The organism is Faecalibacterium sp. 9 (genome assembly GCF_048320955.1).
Taxonomy (GTDB): Bacteria; Bacillota; Clostridia; order Oscillospirales; family Ruminococcaceae; genus Faecalibacterium; species Faecalibacterium wellingii.
This window is the reverse complement of record NZ_JBLWGB010000001.1, coordinates 514,468-530,558: the sequence shown is the minus strand read 5'-3', so window position 1 is coordinate 530,558 and position 16,091 is coordinate 514,468. Positions and strand designations below refer to the sequence as shown.

The following is a 16,091-nucleotide window of genomic DNA, read 5'->3' as shown; positions in this document are numbered from 1 at the left end:
AGATCTGCGGATTTTCCGGAGACCTTTTTTCACGCAAAAAAGGATTTTACCCAAAACTGACGCCAAGCTGGTTTCGGGTCGGGCGGCAGCTGCGGTATACGGAGCCTGTCAAAAGTCATTCTTCTCAAAATTTGGAGAAACTGCCTGTTTTTTGCCGAAATCTTTCTCTCAAATGGCAATTGTAAAACAATTGGTCAAGGATTTATACTGTAGTCAAGAGCGTTCTGTTCGTGAAGAACAGACAGAATGATGAAAAAAGAGGTAATCAACTATGGCTCAGAACAAGATCTCCCGCCGCAGCTTCCTGCGTGGTGCAGGGGCATCCGCAACCATCGCAGCCGCCAGCTGTATGGCACCCTCTGCAGCCGCCTGTGACATCAAGTCCCTGTGGAGCATGGATCTGCAGATCCTTGCCACCAGCGACACCCACGGCAAGTTCGATCCCTGGGATTACGCCGCCAACAAGGCAGATGCTTCCGGCAGTGTGGCCCAGCAGGCGACCGCCATCAAGCAGTGCCGCACCCGGAACACGCTGGTGGTGGATGCAGGCGATACCATTCAGGCCAACTCCGCAGAGCTGTTCCTGAAGGATGACCTGCACCCCATGATCGCTGCCATGAATGCCATCGGCTATGATATCTGGACCACCGGCAACCATGAGTACAACTACGGCATGGATGTGCTGAAAAAGGTCATGGGACAGCAGAAGGCCAAGGTGCTTACCGGCAACGTTTACGCACCGGATGGCACCCCGCTGGCTGACGGCTACACCATCATCAAAAAGGGCACCGTGAAGATCGGCGTCATTGGCATGGTCACCCCCAACATCATCCGCTGGGATGCCAAGAATCTGGAGGGCTGGAAGGTCACCAACCCTGTGGACGAGAGCCGCAGGATCATCGATAAGATCAAGGATCAGGTGGATGTTCTGATCGGCGTCATGCACATGGATACCGAGAACGAGTACGGTGTCTATGGCTCCGGCGTCACCGATCTGGCCAATGCCTGCCCCGAGTTCGACGTCATCGTGGGCGGCCACGGCCACAGGAGCATCCCCAACATGATGATCAACAACGTGCTGGTGGTGGAGAACAAGAATGCCGGTGCCACCCTGTCTGAGATCCACGTCTATCTGGAGCGCCAGCTGGACGGCAAGTGGAAGGTCGTGAACCGCACCTCGGAGAACCTGCAGATCAAGGAGTACGAGCCCGATCCGGAGCTGACCGCTCTGCTGGCTCCCTACGACACCCGCGCCAAGGAAGACGCTGTCACCCCCATCGGCGAGCTGAAGGGCGGCGATCTGGCCCCCGAAAACGAGATCGACTGCCTGCCGCAGGCCATGGTGCAGGATACCGCGCTGCTGGACTTCATCAACGAAGTGCAGATGTACTACACCGGTGCGCAGGTCTCCGCAACGGCCCTGACCTCCATGACCTCCCAGATGCGCGCAGGCACCATCCGCAAGTGCGATATGGCCAGCATCTACACCTACCAGAACACCCTGTACAAGCTGCAGATGACCGGCGAACAGCTGCGCCGCTTCATGGAGTGGTCTGCTGCTTTCTTCAAGACATGGAAGCCGGATGAAGTGACCATCGCTTTTGACCCCTCGGTGCGCTACTACCTGTACGATGCTTTTGAGGGCGTCAACTATGAGCTGGACGTCTCCAAGGAGCCGGGCCACCGCATCAAGAACCTCAAGTGGCCGAACGGCAAGGCCGTGAAGGACACCGACACCTTTGTTGTGGCAGTGAACAACTACCGCGCCACCACCCAGCTGCTGACGGCTGCGGACATCTTCCTGCCCGGTGAGGATCTGCCCAAGCTGCTGGAGATCGATGTGCGCGGCGATGTGGGCGGCATCCGCGAGCTGCTGGGCGAGTACATCCGCACCGTGAAGGGCGGCACCATCGAGCCGCATGTGAACAACAACTGGAAGATCGTGGGCAACAACTGGAAGGCCGCCGATCACCAGAAGGCTGTGCAGCTGCTGCGCGAGGGCAAGCTGGCCCTGAATGAGAATGCCGATGCACGCACGCTGCCCGGCAAGGCCATCACCACGGCAGATATCGCCAAGTTCTAAAAATCAGTTTCCTGTAAAAAGGGGCTTTCCGTGTTGGGACGGAAAGTCCCTTTTTTGTGTGAGAAACGGGCGGATTTTCAACCGCTTCCCGGGAATTGGTTGAAAAAACAGTACCATTCCGCAGCATTTCGTGGTACAATGAAACTGTATTGGTCTCGCTGCTGTGGGCAGATGGGAGCAAGCGGCCAGACCGGGCGCGGAAAGGAAGCCAGAAAAACCATGCAGGAAGCGACCATTGCAGCAATTGCAACAGCACCGGGCGCAGGCGGCATTGCCGTGGTGCGGCTCTCCGGTGCGGAGAGCTATCAGGTGGCGGCCCGGGTGTTCTGCCCGGCCAACGCCGCAAAAAAAGTTGAACAGGCCAAAGGCTATACGGCCATGTACGGAGCCTTCCGGGAAGGGAACGAGACCTTTGACGAGGGCGTGGCCCTGTTTTTCCGTGCGCCCCACAGCTATACCGGCGAGGATGTGGTGGAGCTTTCCTGTCATGGCGGAAACGCGGTGGCCCGCCGTCTGGTGGAAGCCTGCCTTGCCGCCGGTGCGCAGCCTGCCGCTCCCGGCGAGTACACCCGCCGCGCCTTCCTGAACGGCAAGCTGGGTCTGACCCAGGCCGAAGCGGTCATGGACCTGATCTCGGCAGACGGGCGGCAGGGGGCCGCACTGGCCAATGCGGCGCTGGGCGGTGCGCTGGCCAAAAAGATCGACGCTCAAAAGCAGGAGCTTACCGCCATTCAGGCACACCTTGCCGCATGGGTGGATTTTCCCGAGGAGGATGTGCCGGAGCTGGATGATGACCACCTGCACCGGGTACTGAGCGGGGTAAAGGCAGAGCTGGACGGCCTGATCCGGAACTATCAGGCAGACACCATCCTGCGCGAGGGCGTGGACTGCGCCATCGTGGGCCGGCCCAACGCAGGCAAGTCCACGCTGCTCAACCTGCTGGCCGGGTTCGACCGGGCCATTGTGACGCCGGTGGCTGGCACCACCCGCGACGTGGTGGAGCAGGCGGTGCAGCTGGGGGATGTCCGGCTGAACCTGTTCGATACCGCCGGCCTGCGGGAGACGGAGGACGCCATTGAAGCGGAGGGCATCCGCCGCAGCTGGAAGAAGCTGGAGGAAGCGGGCCTGATCCTTGCCGTGTTCGACGGCTCCGAGCCGCCCACAAGGGAAGATCTGGAGCTTGCACAGCGCTGTGAGGGCCGTCCGGCCATTGCGCTTATCAACAAAGAGGATAAACCAACGCGATTCGACCCGGAGTTGATCGCACCCTTCTTTGCCATGGTGCTGCCGGTGTGCTGTCAGGAGGAGGGGAGCCGCAGGGTGATCTCCGCTGCGGTGGCCCGGCTGCTGGGCACCAGCCAGATCGACGCCCATGCCGCCAGCCTGTCCGGCCAGCGTCAGCTTTCCGCCGCACTGCGTGCGCGGGATGCCGTGGCCGGTGCACTGGATGCTGCCGCAGGCGGCTTTGGGCTGGACGCGGTGTCTGTCTGTGTGGACGATGCACTGGCCGCCCTGTGCGACCTGACCGGCGAGAACGCCTCGGAAGCCGTGATCGAACAGGTGTTTGAACGCTTCTGCGTGGGAAAGTGACGAAGAGCTTCCTGCGCAGAGCGTAGTCGCGTGTTTAAAGTTTGATGCCTTTTGCAAAATGCATCGCCGCCGGGTATGTTCTCTTTTGACACCAAAAGAGAACCAGAAAAGTGCCAGCGATTTCGACGCGCTGGAGCCACGAAAAAGGGGCTGCTCGCCCCTTTTAACCCCAAAGAGGAGGGCTGCACCGGAAAAAACTGAAGATTCACGCCTGTTCGGCGTGAAGATCTTTTAACCGTTTTTTTCCGGCTCCGCCGATTCAAAGCCCCTCAGTCGCTGCGCGACAGCTCCCCCCGGGGGAGCGAGCGCTGCTGCTGCCGTTTCCCGTTACGACCCCACCCGTGAAAATGGGTTACAGGAAAGTCTGCGGACTTTCCTGTAACCCGAAATTTAAAATAATTCTTCCGCTGAAAATGCCCAGAGTAAAACGGAGGGCATTTCAAATCATTTATTAGAGGAAACCCGAAAGTATATGAACCACTTAGGAGATTATGACGTCATCGTCATCGGTGCCGGCCACGCCGGCATCGAAGCCGCCCACGCCGCCGCGACACTAGGCGCGAAAACGGCCGTGTTTACCATGAGTCTGGATGCCATTGGCAATATGCCCTGCAACCCCAGCATTGGCGGCACGGCAAAAGGCACGCTGGTACGTGAATTGGATGCGCTGGGCGGCGTGATGGGCCTTGCTGCGGATGCCACCTATCTGCAGAGCCGGATGCTCAACCGGGGCAAAGGCCCGGCGGTCCACGCCCTGCGTGTGCAGACCGACCGCAAGCGCTACCACGAATATATGAAGCACGCCCTTGAGCTGACGCCCGGCCTTGCCATCCATCAGGCAGAGGTCGTGGGCATTGAGACCGAGAACGGCCGTGTGAAGGGCGTCGTGACCCAGCTGAATGGGGAATACAGCGCCAAGTGCGTGGTCATTGCCACCGGCACGAATCTGGGCGGCAAAATTTTTGTGGGTGATGCATGGTACGCCTCCGGCCCGGACGGGATGCACGCCGCCAACGCCCTGACCGACAGCCTGAAGGCCGCCGGTCTGCCGCTGCGCCGGTTCAAGACCGGCACCCCTGCCCGGGTGCACCGCCGCAGCATCGATTTCAGCCAGCTGGAATGCCAGCCCGGCGACCCGGACAGCGAGCTGCAGCCCTTCAGCTTCCTGACCGACGCCCCCATGCACAACAAGGTGGAGTGCTGGATTGCCTATACCAACCCCGAGACCCACAGGATCATTCTGGACAACATCCAGCGCAGCCCGCTCTATGGCGGCATGATCGAGGGTGTTGGCCCGCGCTACTGCCCCTCCATCGAGGACAAGGTGGTGCGCTTTGCGGGCAAGGACCGCCACCCCATTTTTGTGGAGCCCTGCGGGGAGAACACCGAGGAGATGTATCTGCAGGGAGCCTCCAGCAGCCTGCCGGAGGATGTGCAGAATGCCTTCTACCGCAGCATCAAAGGGTTTGAACACATCGAGATCATGCGCCCGGCCTACGCCATCGAGTACGACTGCGTGGACCCCACCAGTCTGGAAGCCACGCTGGAAAGCAAGGTGGTGCGGGGCCTGTACGGTGCGGGCCAGTTCAACGGCACCTCCGGCTACGAGGAAGCCGCTGCGCAGGGCCTGCTGGCCGGACTGAACGCCGCCCGCAATGCGCTGGGCAAAGAGCAGCTCATCCTGCCGCGCCACACCAGTTATCTGGGCACGCTGGTGGATGATCTGGTCACCAAAGGGGTCATGGACCCCTACCGCATGATGACCAGCCGCAGCGAGTACCGCCTGACCCTGCGTCAGGACAACGCCGACCAGCGGCTGACCCCCATCGGCAGGGAATACGGCCTTGTGCAGGATGACCGCTGGGCCAAGTACCAGCACACCCAGAGCATTCTGGAAGCGGAGCGCCGCCGCCTGCACGAGACGCATCTGCGCACCGCCGACCTGCGCGCCGCCATGGAAGCGGCCGGGCTTGCCCCTGCTGCTGAAGGCGGCATTGCGGAAGAGTTGCTGCGCCGCCCGGAGATCAGCTATCCGCTGCTGGCCGGTGTCATCGGATGGGGAGAGCAGATCACCCCCATGCTGGCCGAGCGGCTGGAGACCGAGATCAAGTATGCAGGCTACATTGCCCGGCAGGACCGGATGATCCGGGACGTGGCCCGGCATGAAAAGACCCTCATCCCGGACGACTTTGAATATGCGGATCTGGCCGGCCTGACGCTGGAAGCCCGCGAAAAGCTGGCCCGCATCCGGCCGAAGAACCTCGGTCAGGCGGGCCGCATCCCGGGCGTATCGCCCTCCGACGTGGCGCAGCTGAGCATTGCGCTGGCAGCGAGAGGAAAATAAAATGGAAGAACTGAAGCTTTACGAGGGCCGTCCCGCCGACTGCACCGGGCGGCTGGAAAAAGAGATCCGCACCTATGACCTGCTGGACAAGCTGGGCATCCCGTTCTGGCGCACCGACCACGGCTGGATGAAGGCTGATACCATGGAGGACTGCCATGTGATCGATGCCTGCCTGAATGCCACCGTCTGCAAGAACCTGTTCCTGTGCAACCGGCAGAAGACGAACTTTTATCTGCTCATGATGCCCGGGGACAAGCCCTTCAAAACCAAAGAGCTCTCCCATCAGCTGGGCATTGCCCGCCTGAGCTTTGCCTCGCCCGAGGATATGGAGCAGTATCTGGACTGTACGCCCGGCTCCTCCTCCATCATGGGGCTTGCCAACGACACCGAAAACAAGGTGCAGCTGCTGATGGATGAGGATGTGAAGAAAGGGGAGTACCTTGGCTGCCACCCCTGCATCAACACCTCTTCGCTCAAGCTGCGCACGGCAGATGTGCTGGAAACCTTCCTGCCTGCCGTCCACCACGAGCCGATTTTCGTCCAGCTGACCGGTGAATGAAAGAAAGGACAACACCCATGATCGACAAACAGCGTCTGGAAGCAAAATGTTCCACATGGAACATCACCCTCACCGGCACCCAGCTGGACCAGCTGGATGCCTTTGCCGAAATTCTGGTGGACTACAACCAGAAGGTCAATCTGACCGCCATCACCGACCCCGAGGGGATCGAGGATAAGCACTTCCTCGACAGTCTGCTTTTTGCCAGCCAGCCGGAAGTGGCGGGCCGCATGGTGGATGTGGGCGCAGGCGCAGGCTTCCCGGGCATCGTGACCAAGATCTACAAGCCGGAGCTGCAGCTGACCCTGATGGAGCCCACCGGCAAGCGGGTGGAGTTTTTGAAGTACGCCTGCGCCCAGCTGGGCCTTGTCGGCGTGGAGTTTGCCAAGGAGCGCGCCGAGGAAGCCGCCCGCAAGGCGTGGCGGGAGCAGTTCGATCTGGCATCTGCCCGGGCTGTGGCTGCGCTGCCCATGCTGGCCGAATACTGCCTGCCACTGGTAAAGGTAGGGGGGAACTTCCTTGCCATGAAGGGCTCCTCCGGTGAGGAAGAGCTGACCGCAGCGCGCGGTGCCATCAAAAAGCTGGGCGGTGAATACAGGGAGACCCGCACCCTGCACCTGCCGGGCGGCGATACCCGCACCCTGATCCTGTGCAAAAAGATTTCGCAGACTCCGACAGCTTACCCCAGAAACGGCGGTAAAATCGCGAAAAGTCCGCTGAAATAACGCAGCAATGAACGTATTCTGAAAGACCCTGCCGAACGATTTGTCTGGCAGGGTCTTTCTTTGTGTGGTACACTGTGGCTGAAGCCTGAGATTTTCCACGCTTTCCCGGGAAAATGTGGAAAACAGACCCGGCAAAACTGCGAAGGGGGAGTACATTCATGTTTGAACGCAAAAAGCAGGCGGGCAAGATCTATTTCCTGCCCATCGACCAGATCAGGCCGTCGCCATTTCAGGCACGGCGGGAGTTCAGCGAGCAGGAGCTTGCGGCACTGGCGCAGAGCATCCGGGAGAACGGCCTGCTGCAGCCGGTCACGGTGCGGAAGCTGTCGGATGGCGGCTATGAGCTGGTGGCAGGGGAGCGGCGGCTCCGTGCCTGCAGGCTGGCAAAGATGACCACCATCCCGGCCATCCTCTGCAACTACGGCGATGAGCAGACCGCGGCGCTGGGCCTGCTGGAAAACATCCAGCGGGCCGACCTGAACCCTTTTGAGCAGGCACAGGGCATGAAGGATGTGATGGTGCTGTGGGACTGCACCCAGGCCGAGGCTGCCAAACGTCTGGGCATGGCGCAGCCTACCCTCGCCAACAAGCTGCGGCTCTTGCAGCTGAACGCCGACCAGCGGCAGTTCGTGCTGGACAACAACCTCACCGAGCGCCATGCCCGGGCGGTGCTGCGTCTGCCGGAGAACCGCCGCAGCGAAGCCTTGATCAACATTGCCAAGCGCCGCATGAACGCCCGGCAGACCGACCTCTACATTGAACAGCTGCTCAACACCCCTGCAAAAGGCAGGCACCGTGTTTCCATGGTCAAGGATGTGCGCATTTTTGTGAACACCATCGACCATGCCATCCGCTTGATGACCGACAACGGCGTGCCCGCTACCGCCCATCGGGAAGAGAAGGACGGGTACATCGAGTATACGGTGCGCATTCCCACTGCGGCCGCCGAACGGTAAAATTGTTCCATGTGGAACAGGGGACGAACTCCCTCAGTCAAACCCTGCGGGTTTGCCAGCTCCCCCGAAGGGGGAGCCGACCCTCTCAGTCTGCTCCCGCTGGTCGCAGCCAGCTCCCCCTTTCGGGGGAGCTGACACGGCGTAAGCCGTGACTGAGAGGGTAACCGTCCTTTCCGGTACGGCGGACTTTGCGATTTACCCGGAAACTTTGCCGTCATGCCAAGGGCTCTCCCTTTGGGAGAGCTGGCAAGCCCGTCAGGGCTTGACTGAGAGGGCTGGCCAGCTCCCCGCCGCGCATTCCAAATCGTTGATTCGGCTCCCAAAACCATGCGTTTTTTGATTTTCCCACCTCTAAAAGTTAAAAATCCAGCGGAAAAACGCTTCAGATGGTTCAAAAACCGATTTGGATGTGCTATACTAGGTGTTAAGGTGCCTGTATGGACGGGAAACCGGCGGGCATGACTGCGAATGTTCCACATGGAACAATTAAATTTTCCCGGAAGGAAGAATTGTGCGTGGCAAAAATTGTAGCAATTGCGAACCAGAAGGGCGGCGTTGGCAAAACCACCACCGCCGTCAACCTGTCGTCCTGCGTTGCGGCGCTGGGCAAGCGGGTGCTCATCGTAGACCTTGATCCGCAGGGCAATACCACCACCGGCTACGGCATCCCGAAGCGCAGCGTGGAAAAGGGAACCTACGAGATCCTGATCGGTGAGGCGCGGGCCTCCGAGGCCATCCGTAAGACCGAGTACCGCACCGATGTCATCGGCTCCAACACCCGTCTGGCCGGTGCCAGTCTGGAAATGATCGACCTGCCCGCTCGTGAGAGCCGCCTGCGCAAGGCGCTGGCCGAGGTGCAGAAGGACTATGACTTCATCTTTATCGATTGTCCGCCCAGTCTGGACTTGCTCACCCTGAACGGCCTGAGTGCCTGTGACAGCGTTCTCATTCCGGTGCAGTGCGAGTATTACGCGCTGGAGGGCCTTTCGGAGCTGATCAGCACCTTGAAGACCATCCGCAAAAAGTACAATCCGTATCTGGATATCGAGGGCGTGGTGTTCACCATGTTCTCGCTGCGGTATAACCTGACCGTGCAGGTGGTGGAGCAGGTGCAGAAGTATTTCGGCTCCAAGGTGTACAAGACCACCATCCCGCGCTCCATCCGCATTTCGGAGGCACCCAGCTACGGCCAGCCCATCAATTTCTATGAGCCCAAGGGCAAGGGCAGCGAAGCGTACATGGATCTGGCAATCGAATTTGTCAAGAACAACCGCCCGCACGAGCCCAAAAAGGCCCGCAGCAAAAGTGCACCCGTCGCAGAGCAGACGAAAAATGCTCTGGAAGATTAAACCTCAGGGGGAACATGAATGGCAAGAGGAAAAGGAGGGCTTGGCCGCGGGCTGGACAGTCTGTTTGAAGATGCCGCCCCGGTTTTTGAGTCTGGCGCAAAGGTAGATACCTTGCCCCTGCGTGAGATCGAACCGGACCCGGAACAGCCGCGCAAGACCTTTGACGAGGAAACGCTGGGTGAGCTGGCCGCAAGCATTGCAGAGCACGGCCTGCTGCAGCCCATCGCGGTGCGTCCGCGTCCGCGGGGCGGCTACAGCATCGTGGCGGGCGAGCGCCGCTGGCGTGCCTGCCGCATGGCAGGGCTGAACGATGTGCCGGTGGTCATCAAGGAGGTCAGCGACGAGCAGGCCATGGAGCTGGCTCTGGTGGAAAACCTGCAGCGCGAGGATCTGGACCCGGTGGAAGAAGCCGCCGGCATCCGGGAGCTGATGACCCGCTGCGGCCTGACGCAGGAGCAGGCGGCACAGAAGCTGGGCAAGAGCCGCAGCGCACTGGCCAACAGCCTGCGCCTGCTGAACCTGCCGGAAAACGTGCTGGAACTGCTGAAAAGCGGCTTTATCAATATCGGCCACGCAAAGGTGATCCTGAGCCTGCCCACGCCGGAGCTGCAGGAGCAGGCGGCGCAGATCATCGCAGACAACCAGCTGAACGTGCGTCAGGCCGAGGCACTGTGCAAAAAGCTGGCAAAGCCCGCAAAGGAGCCCAGAGAGCCCCAGCCGCGGGGCACCCTGCCGGTGGAGGTGGAAGAAAGCCTCAAGCAGGTGCTGGGCAGCGAGGTGAACGTGGCCTACCACGACGGCAAGGGCAAGCTGACCGTGCATTTCTATTCAGACGAGCAGCTGCGGGCCTTTGCCAACCTGCTGGGACAGTACCAGAACGAAGAATAAAGCGATCCAAGGCGGGCGACCGTCTTTGAACGGCGCAGGGGAGGGGATCCTCTGCGCGAACCGAAATAGAGCAAGGAGAGTCAATCATGCTTGATATCAAATTTGTCCGTGAAAACCCGGACGCTGTCAAGGAAAACATCAAGAAGAAGTTTCAGGATGCAAAGCTCCCGCTGGTGGACGAGGTCATCGAGAAGGATGCCAAGTACCGCGCATGCCTGAAGGAAGTGGAAGCCCTCAAGGCTGCCCGCAACAAGCTGAGCAAGGCCAACGGCCCCCTGTTCGGCCAGCTGAAGAAGTGCACCGATGAGGCACAGAAGGCTGAGCTGCAGGCTCAGATCGACGCCAACAATGCCGCCGTCAAGGCCGACGCCGACAAGATGGCTGAGCTGGAAAAGGAAGAAGAGACCCTGTCCGCACGCATTCAGGAGATCATGTACACCATCCCGCAGATGATCGATCCCAGCGTGCCCATCGGCCCGGATGATACCTACAACGTGGAAGCACAGCGCTTTGGTGAGCCTGTGGTCCCCGATTTCCCCATCCCGTACCACACCGAGATCATGGAGAGCTTCGACGGCATCGATATGGACGCCGCAGGCCGCGTGGCCGGCAACGGTTTCTACTATCTGCTGGGCAACATCGCCCGCCTGCACGAGGCTGTGCTGGCCTATGCCCGCGACTTTATGATCAATAAGGGCTTTACCTACGTGATCCCTCCCTTCATGATGCACGGCAACGTGGTGCAGGGCGTCATGTCCTTCCCGGAAATGGATGCCATGATGTACAAGATCGAGGGTGAAGACCTGTACCTGATCGGCACCAGCGAGCACACCATGATCGGCCGCTTCATCGACCAGACTCTGGACGAGGCCACTCTGCCCCTGACTCTGACCTCCTACAGCCCCTGCTTCCGCAAGGAGAAGGGTGCTCACGGCATCGAGGAGCGCGGCATCTACCGCATCCACCAGTTCGAGAAGCAGGAAATGATCGTGGTCTGCCGCCCCGACGAGAGCGCTGACTGGTACGAGAAGCTGTGGAAGAACTCTGTGGAGCTGTTCCGCAGCATGGAGATCCCGGTGCGTCAGCTGAACTGCTGCTCCGGCGACCTGGCCGACCTGAAGGTGAAGAGCTGCGATATCGAGGCTTGGAGCCCCCGCCAGCAGAAGTACTTCGAGGTCTGCTCCTGCTCCAACCTGGGCGATGCACAGGCACGCCGCCTGCACATCCGCGTGAAGGGCAAGGACGGCAAGACCTATCTGGCCCACACCCTGAACAACACCTGCGTGGCACCTCCGCGTATGCTGATCGCCTTCCTGGAGAACCACCTGCAGGCCGACGGCACCGTGACCATCCCCGAAGTGCTGCAGCCGTATATGGGCGGCCTGAAGGTCATGGTCCCCACCCACAAGAAGAACTGAAACTGCACCGGGTTTTCCACATCCGGACAGAAAAAGGTTGAAAAAAGCACCGTTTTCCGTGAGGGAAGCGGTGCTTTTTTGCGTGGGAAGCGGGCTTGCCCTCTTCGTCATGGCGGCAAAGTTTCAGGCTGAAGCGCAAAGCCTGACATCGCGCAGCGATGACCGAGAGGGGTCGTTTTTTGCCGCAACCCCCTGCAAAAATGACGGGAAATGCAATGTTTCAACGAAGCTGCGTGAATAAAATCGAGATATTGAAAAAACGCAAATTTTTTTGAAAATATGTGTTGACAAAAGGCCCATCTATGGATATAATAATAGAGCACTGTTCAAGTGCACAAACAATATGTGGCGGTATAGCTCAGTTGGCTAGAGCATTCGGTTCATACCCGAAGTGTCACCGGTTCAAATCCAGTTACCGCTACCACTTTTACAGAGTTTCGCTAAGGTTAGGGGGACGGTCGTCCGCAGTAGTGGGCGATGGATGTCGGAGGTTTTAGCGAAGCTCTGTATTTCTAAGGCCCGTTGGTCAAGCGGTTAAGACACGGCCCTTTCACGGCTGTAACATGGGTTCGATTCCCGTACGGGTCATAAAAACGCCTTTGCGCATTGCGCAAGGGCGTTTTTAATTTGACCCATACGGGAATCGAACAGGGCGGCGGTGCGCAGCACCGCAACCAAAGCCCCGGTGGGGCTTTGGTTAGCCCGCGGGTCCCATCCTGTAGGAATGTCTAATGTGGTGGCTGTTTCATGCAACCCGTACGAGGAATCGAAGGAACACGGCCGCCCGCAGGCGGCAAAAAAGAGCCCAGTGGGCTCTTTTTTAGTGTTTGGGTCCCAACGGCTAGGAATGTCTAATGTGGTTGCTGTTTCATGCAACCCATACGGGAATCGAACAGCACGGCCCTGCGCAGCAGGGTAAGCAATCAGCCCAGTGGGCTGTTGCTTAGTGCCCCGGGTTGCGGCTCCCAGCATCCGCGCGTGCCTTGGGCGGCTCGCCTTTTTGCGCATTGTTTCCCGTGCAGAGCGAAGCGGAGACAATTTTAAATCGTCAACTCTTCTGGATGTAGGTAAAAATATCCTCCGGCACTGCCGCCAGTGCATCCGCACCGGCAGCGGTCAGTTCTGCACGGCCCCGGAAGCCCCACAGCGCGCCCATGGCGGGCAGCCCGGCATTGTGTCCGGTGAGGATGTCCACATCGCTGTCGCCCACGAACAGGGTGGCAGAGCGGTCCGCACCGATCTCTTCCATCAGCGCATAGAGCCCGGCGGGGTCCGGCTTGGTGGGCACACCGGGCCTGTTGCCGCGCACGGCATCAAAGCGGCCGGTGCCGAAATAGTGGGCGATGATCTTGCCGCAGAGCGGGTCGGCCTTGTTGGAGAACACGGCGCACTGAACACCCTTTGCCCGCAGCGCGTCCAGCAGCTCCGGGATGCCGGGATAGGGGGCCGTCTTGTCCTCCTTGTGGGCGTCGTACCGGGCGGTGAACTCGGCCAGCGTGGCCGCCAGCTGCTCCGGCGTGCGGGCGTTCTCCGGCGAGAAGCGCTCCACCAGCTTCGGGATGCCATTGCCCACCATGTGCTTGAACTGTTCCACCGTAAAGGTGGGCCAGCCGTGCTGTTCACACACCCAGTTTCCCGCATCGGCAAGGTCGTCGATGGTGTTCAGAAGGGTGCCGTCCAGATCGAATAATACAGTTTTTATCACAGAAAAAGACTCCTTACAGTTTCAGAAAAGCAAAAATGGCAATTCACTGCACTTTACGCTGCGCACCTTGTGCTTCACCCCGCCCGGAAAGGTGAGGGTGAGATCGGTGCGCCCCACCGCCGCTGCCCAGGGGGAGCGCAGGGCCGTCAGGGCCGGTGCAGGGCACAGCACACAGATCTCGTGCAGGTGAAAGCCGCGCTGTCGGCGCAGGGTCAGATGCCCGTCCTGCAGCCAGATGCCCTCCCTGCGGTAGCCGACAGCCGCACCTGCAAGCAGGGCCGCAAACACGGCGGTGACCACCAGCAGCGGCACCGTGAGGGCGGGCAGGGTGTAGCGGGATACCGCTGTCAGCAGCAGACACAGCCCGCAGGGGATGCCGGCAGGCAGAAAATACGCCGGGATGCTGCGGCCTGCTGTGTCCACCGGCGCTTTGGGCGGCAGGGCGAAACCGGGCAGCAGCTCCTGCAGAAAGGGACTGTCCTCCCGCCAGACCAGAAGCGGGATCTCGGGTCGGCAGCTGCCTGCCGTGACGAACACCGGGCAGCAGCCCAGCGCCCGGGTGGCAGGCGAGCGGCGCAGGTCTGCATAGCTCAGGTGCTCCAGCGCAAGACGCATCTCGTACCGGTGCACAAAGCCGCCCCGGCTGCCAAGATGGCTCTCGGTGCGCCACAGGGTGTAGTGGGCTGCATGGGCCGCGCTGCGCGCAAGGCTTGCGCAGAACAGCACGCCGCCCAGCACCAGCAGCCATGCCGTGCCCATGGGCAGCCAGCGTGCCGCCCACGCTGCCAGCTGGTTCAGGTGGGCAAAGGCCGCCGTCTGTGCGTCCGGCACATAGGGCCTGCTCTGCCTGATGGCCAGCGCCAGAAGGGCAAGGGTGGAAAGGCCGTTTGCACCCAGCACCGCAAAGGCCAGCTTTTCGCCGCCGCGCGGGGTGTGGGCCACGGCGTCCCGGCGCGGCATCATGCAGTCGGCCAGAAGCTGTGCATCCTGTGCGTTCAGAAGCAGGGTCAGGGTGCGCTTTTGCCCGGCAGGGTACAGCACCACCCGGCTTGCACCGGCCAGCCGGTAGAGCAGGGGCCGCTCCAGCGTGACCGCTGCCAGCTGCCCGGCCTTCAGGCAGCGGTCCAGCCGCACACCCAGCCGCCAGCACACCCGCAGGGTCCCGTGCTCATCCACCTGCCAGCGGCTTGTATGGAGCACGGCAGCACTCACGGCAGCGATCACCGCCAGCAGCGCCGCGCCCTGCACCAGAGCCGTGCGCAGCGCCGCCCAGTTGCGGGCAAACAGCACCTGCAAAAGCGGCAGCAGATAGAGCAGGATGGTCTTGCGCAGAAAGTGCAGCACCGCAAACGGGTGAAAGCCGCGTTCGGTCATGGCGTGTCCTCCATCAGCACAGCGGCAAGGGCCTGCGCCTGCAGGGCGTCCACGCCCGGCAGGAACAGCTGTACGCCCGGGCCGCGCACCACCAGCACGCTGCACCCTGCCAGCCACAGAAGCGGCGTGCGCAGGGCCCACACGCCGGTCACGGCCCGGCGGGGCAGCTGCCGCGTGACGGCAAAGGCGATGCCTGCCTGCACAGCCAGATCCTGTGCCGTGAGCAGTGCTGCAAAGCTGCAGGCCCGTGCCCACACAGCGAAGATCAGGCCCGCCCACAGGGCGCAGAAGATGCATCCGGCAAAGCGGCTCTGCCAGAACACGAAGGGCGCACAGAACACGCCGGGAACAGCGGCCCAGCTGCACACAACGGCCCGGCCTTTGGGCGGAATGATCAGCGCGGTGCGCAGCAGATCCCCCTCGGTCATTTGCCGGAAAGGCCCCATGCGTCCATCAGCAGGTGCAGGGTGTCATCCTGGGTCAGGCAGAGGATGCGGTCCCATGGCAGCAGGGTGGTGTTGCCGTGGGGGATGATGAACTCCGCATCGCGGGTGATGCACACCAGAATGACGTCGCCCGGCATGGGGATGTCCTTGACCGCCTGCCCTGCAAACTGGAAGTTCTCCGGCAGCAGGATCTCGTTCAGGCTGGCCGTGCCGCCGCCCAGCGACAGCAGCTGACGGATGGTGTCGGTCTCGATCTCGCGCTCGAGGATGTGGCTCAGGTTGTCGGTGCCGCACACCACGGTATCCACGCCCAGTGTGTGCAGCAGCTCCCGGTTCTTGGGGTTGGAGGCCCGGGCAACGGTGCGGTTCACGCCAAATTCCCGCTTTGCGATCTGGCAGGCAACAAGGTTGTTCTCGTCCGCACCGGTCACGGCCACAAAGGCGTCGCAGCTGGCCACGTCGGCCGTGCGCATGGTGTCAAAGCTGATGGCATCGCCGCAGATCACCGGGATATCCAGCGAATCCGCCAGCGTGCGGCAGAGCATCTCCTGCGGCTCGATGATGGTCACTTTGTGGTGGTGGGCCAGCAGGCTCTGGGCCAGATACATGCCCACCTTGCCGCCGCCTGCAATACAAACTTTCATATGCTTCCCT

General features: G+C 60.9%; 14 protein-coding genes and 2 tRNA genes. 12 read left to right on the top strand and 4 right to left on the bottom strand.

Annotated elements, in window-relative coordinates:
• Positions 1–271 precede the first annotated feature (271 nt).
• The 12 genes from ACKXF9_RS02470 (at position 272) to ACKXF9_RS02415 (ending at position 12,500) form a co-directional block, all read left to right on the top strand.
• The gene (locus ACKXF9_RS02470; RefSeq protein WP_339394436.1) at positions 272–2,083 is read left to right on the top strand and encodes a 5'-nucleotidase C-terminal domain-containing protein; all 1,812 of its coding nucleotides are present in this window, start codon (positions 272–274) and stop codon (positions 2,081–2,083) included.
• 219 nt (positions 2,084–2,302) lie between these two features.
• Positions 2,303–3,673: a tRNA uridine-5-carboxymethylaminomethyl(34) synthesis GTPase MnmE gene (gene mnmE, locus ACKXF9_RS02465; RefSeq protein ID WP_418265861.1), complete on the top strand. Its 1,371-nt coding sequence runs from the start codon at positions 2,303–2,305 to the stop codon at positions 3,671–3,673.
• Between the two features lie 472 nt (positions 3,674–4,145).
• The gene (gene mnmG / locus ACKXF9_RS02460) at positions 4,146–6,017 is read left to right on the top strand and encodes a tRNA uridine-5-carboxymethylaminomethyl(34) synthesis enzyme MnmG (protein WP_418265195.1); all 1,872 of its coding nucleotides are present in this window, start codon (positions 4,146–4,148) and stop codon (positions 6,015–6,017) included.
• A gap of 1 nt (position 6,018) precedes the next feature.
• A complete protein-coding gene (locus ACKXF9_RS02455; RefSeq protein WP_418265194.1) occupies positions 6,019–6,576 on the top strand; it encodes a prolyl-tRNA synthetase associated domain-containing protein in 558 nt (185 codons plus the stop codon).
• A 17-nt stretch (positions 6,577–6,593) separates the two neighbouring features.
• Entirely contained in the window at positions 6,594–7,301 is a 708-nt protein-coding gene (gene rsmG / locus ACKXF9_RS02450; RefSeq protein WP_339394432.1) for a 16S rRNA (guanine(527)-N(7))-methyltransferase RsmG, read from the top strand.
• Positions 7,302–7,459: 158 nt separating this feature from the next.
• Positions 7,460–8,257, top strand: a complete 798-nt coding sequence (locus ACKXF9_RS02445; RefSeq protein WP_249237628.1) for a ParB/RepB/Spo0J family partition protein — start codon at positions 7,460–7,462, stop codon at positions 8,255–8,257.
• 515 nt (positions 8,258–8,772) lie between these two features.
• Entirely contained in the window at positions 8,773–9,606 is an 834-nt protein-coding gene (locus ACKXF9_RS02440; protein ID WP_097774091.1) for a ParA family protein, read from the top strand.
• A gap of 18 nt (positions 9,607–9,624) precedes the next feature.
• Positions 9,625–10,494 (top strand): ParB/RepB/Spo0J family partition protein, encoded by an 870-nt coding sequence (locus ACKXF9_RS02435; RefSeq protein WP_249237627.1) that lies wholly within the window; start codon positions 9,625–9,627, stop codon positions 10,492–10,494.
• Positions 10,495–10,580: 86 nt separating this feature from the next.
• Positions 10,581–11,912 (top strand): serine--tRNA ligase, encoded by a 1,332-nt coding sequence (gene serS, locus ACKXF9_RS02430; protein WP_348584125.1) that lies wholly within the window; start codon positions 10,581–10,583, stop codon positions 11,910–11,912.
• A gap of 58 nt (positions 11,913–11,970) precedes the next feature.
• Positions 11,971–12,153 carry a hypothetical protein gene (locus ACKXF9_RS02425; RefSeq protein WP_418265193.1) on the top strand — a complete coding sequence of 61 codons (183 nt, stop codon included), beginning with the start codon at positions 11,971–11,973 and terminating at the stop codon, positions 12,151–12,153.
• A 106-nt stretch (positions 12,154–12,259) separates the two neighbouring features.
• Positions 12,260–12,336 (top strand) — tRNA-Met (locus tag ACKXF9_RS02420).
• Positions 12,337–12,428: 92 nt separating this feature from the next.
• Positions 12,429–12,500 (top strand) — tRNA-Glu (locus tag ACKXF9_RS02415).
• A 460-nt stretch (positions 12,501–12,960) separates the two neighbouring features.
• Here the strand turns inward: ACKXF9_RS02415 and ACKXF9_RS02410 are convergent.
• From ACKXF9_RS02410 to ACKXF9_RS02395, 4 genes are read right to left on the bottom strand one after another with little or no spacing between them, the layout of a single operon-like run.
• The gene (locus ACKXF9_RS02410) at positions 12,961–13,617 is read right to left on the bottom strand and encodes an HAD family hydrolase (protein ID WP_418265192.1); all 657 of its coding nucleotides are present in this window, start codon (positions 13,615–13,617) and stop codon (positions 12,961–12,963) included.
• A 21-nt stretch (positions 13,618–13,638) separates the two neighbouring features.
• Entirely contained in the window at positions 13,639–14,991 is a 1,353-nt protein-coding gene (locus ACKXF9_RS02405; RefSeq protein ID WP_418265191.1) for a PH domain-containing protein, read from the bottom strand.
• Positions 14,988–15,419, bottom strand: coding sequence for a hypothetical protein (locus ACKXF9_RS02400; protein ID WP_418265190.1), 432 nt, complete (start codon positions 15,417–15,419; stop codon positions 14,988–14,990). The genes ACKXF9_RS02405 and ACKXF9_RS02400 overlap by 4 nt, the downstream gene beginning before the upstream one ends.
• Positions 15,416–16,081: a potassium channel family protein gene (locus ACKXF9_RS02395; RefSeq protein WP_249237622.1), complete on the bottom strand. Its 666-nt coding sequence runs from the start codon at positions 16,079–16,081 to the stop codon at positions 15,416–15,418. The genes ACKXF9_RS02400 and ACKXF9_RS02395 overlap by 4 nt, the downstream gene beginning before the upstream one ends.
• Positions 16,082–16,091 lie beyond the last annotated feature (10 nt).

Bases quoted from the DNA above. Each gene is read 5' to 3' on its own strand.
- ACKXF9_RS02395 (WP_249237622.1), bottom strand. From the start codon at position 16,081: ATGAAAGTTTGTATTGCAGGCGGCGGCAAGGTGGGCATGTATCTGGCC.
- ACKXF9_RS02455 (WP_418265194.1), top strand. From the start codon at position 6,019: ATGGAAGAACTGAAGCTTTACGAGGGCCGTCCCGCCGACTGCACCGGG.
- ACKXF9_RS02435 (WP_249237627.1), top strand. From the start codon at position 9,625: ATGGCAAGAGGAAAAGGAGGGCTTGGCCGCGGGCTGGACAGTCTGTTT.
- ACKXF9_RS02400 (WP_418265190.1), bottom strand. From the start codon at position 15,419: ATGACCGAGGGGGATCTGCTGCGCACCGCGCTGATCATTCCGCCCAAA.
- ACKXF9_RS02405 (WP_418265191.1), bottom strand. From the start codon at position 14,991: ATGACCGAACGCGGCTTTCACCCGTTTGCGGTGCTGCACTTTCTGCGC.
- serS (WP_348584125.1), top strand. From the start codon at position 10,581: ATGCTTGATATCAAATTTGTCCGTGAAAACCCGGACGCTGTCAAGGAA.
- mnmE (WP_418265861.1), top strand. From the start codon at position 2,303: ATGCAGGAAGCGACCATTGCAGCAATTGCAACAGCACCGGGCGCAGGC.
- ACKXF9_RS02445 (WP_249237628.1), top strand. From the start codon at position 7,460: ATGTTTGAACGCAAAAAGCAGGCGGGCAAGATCTATTTCCTGCCCATC.
- ACKXF9_RS02470 (WP_339394436.1), top strand. From the start codon at position 272: ATGGCTCAGAACAAGATCTCCCGCCGCAGCTTCCTGCGTGGTGCAGGG.
- rsmG (WP_339394432.1), top strand. From the start codon at position 6,594: ATGATCGACAAACAGCGTCTGGAAGCAAAATGTTCCACATGGAACATC.
- mnmG (WP_418265195.1), top strand. From the start codon at position 4,146: ATGAACCACTTAGGAGATTATGACGTCATCGTCATCGGTGCCGGCCAC.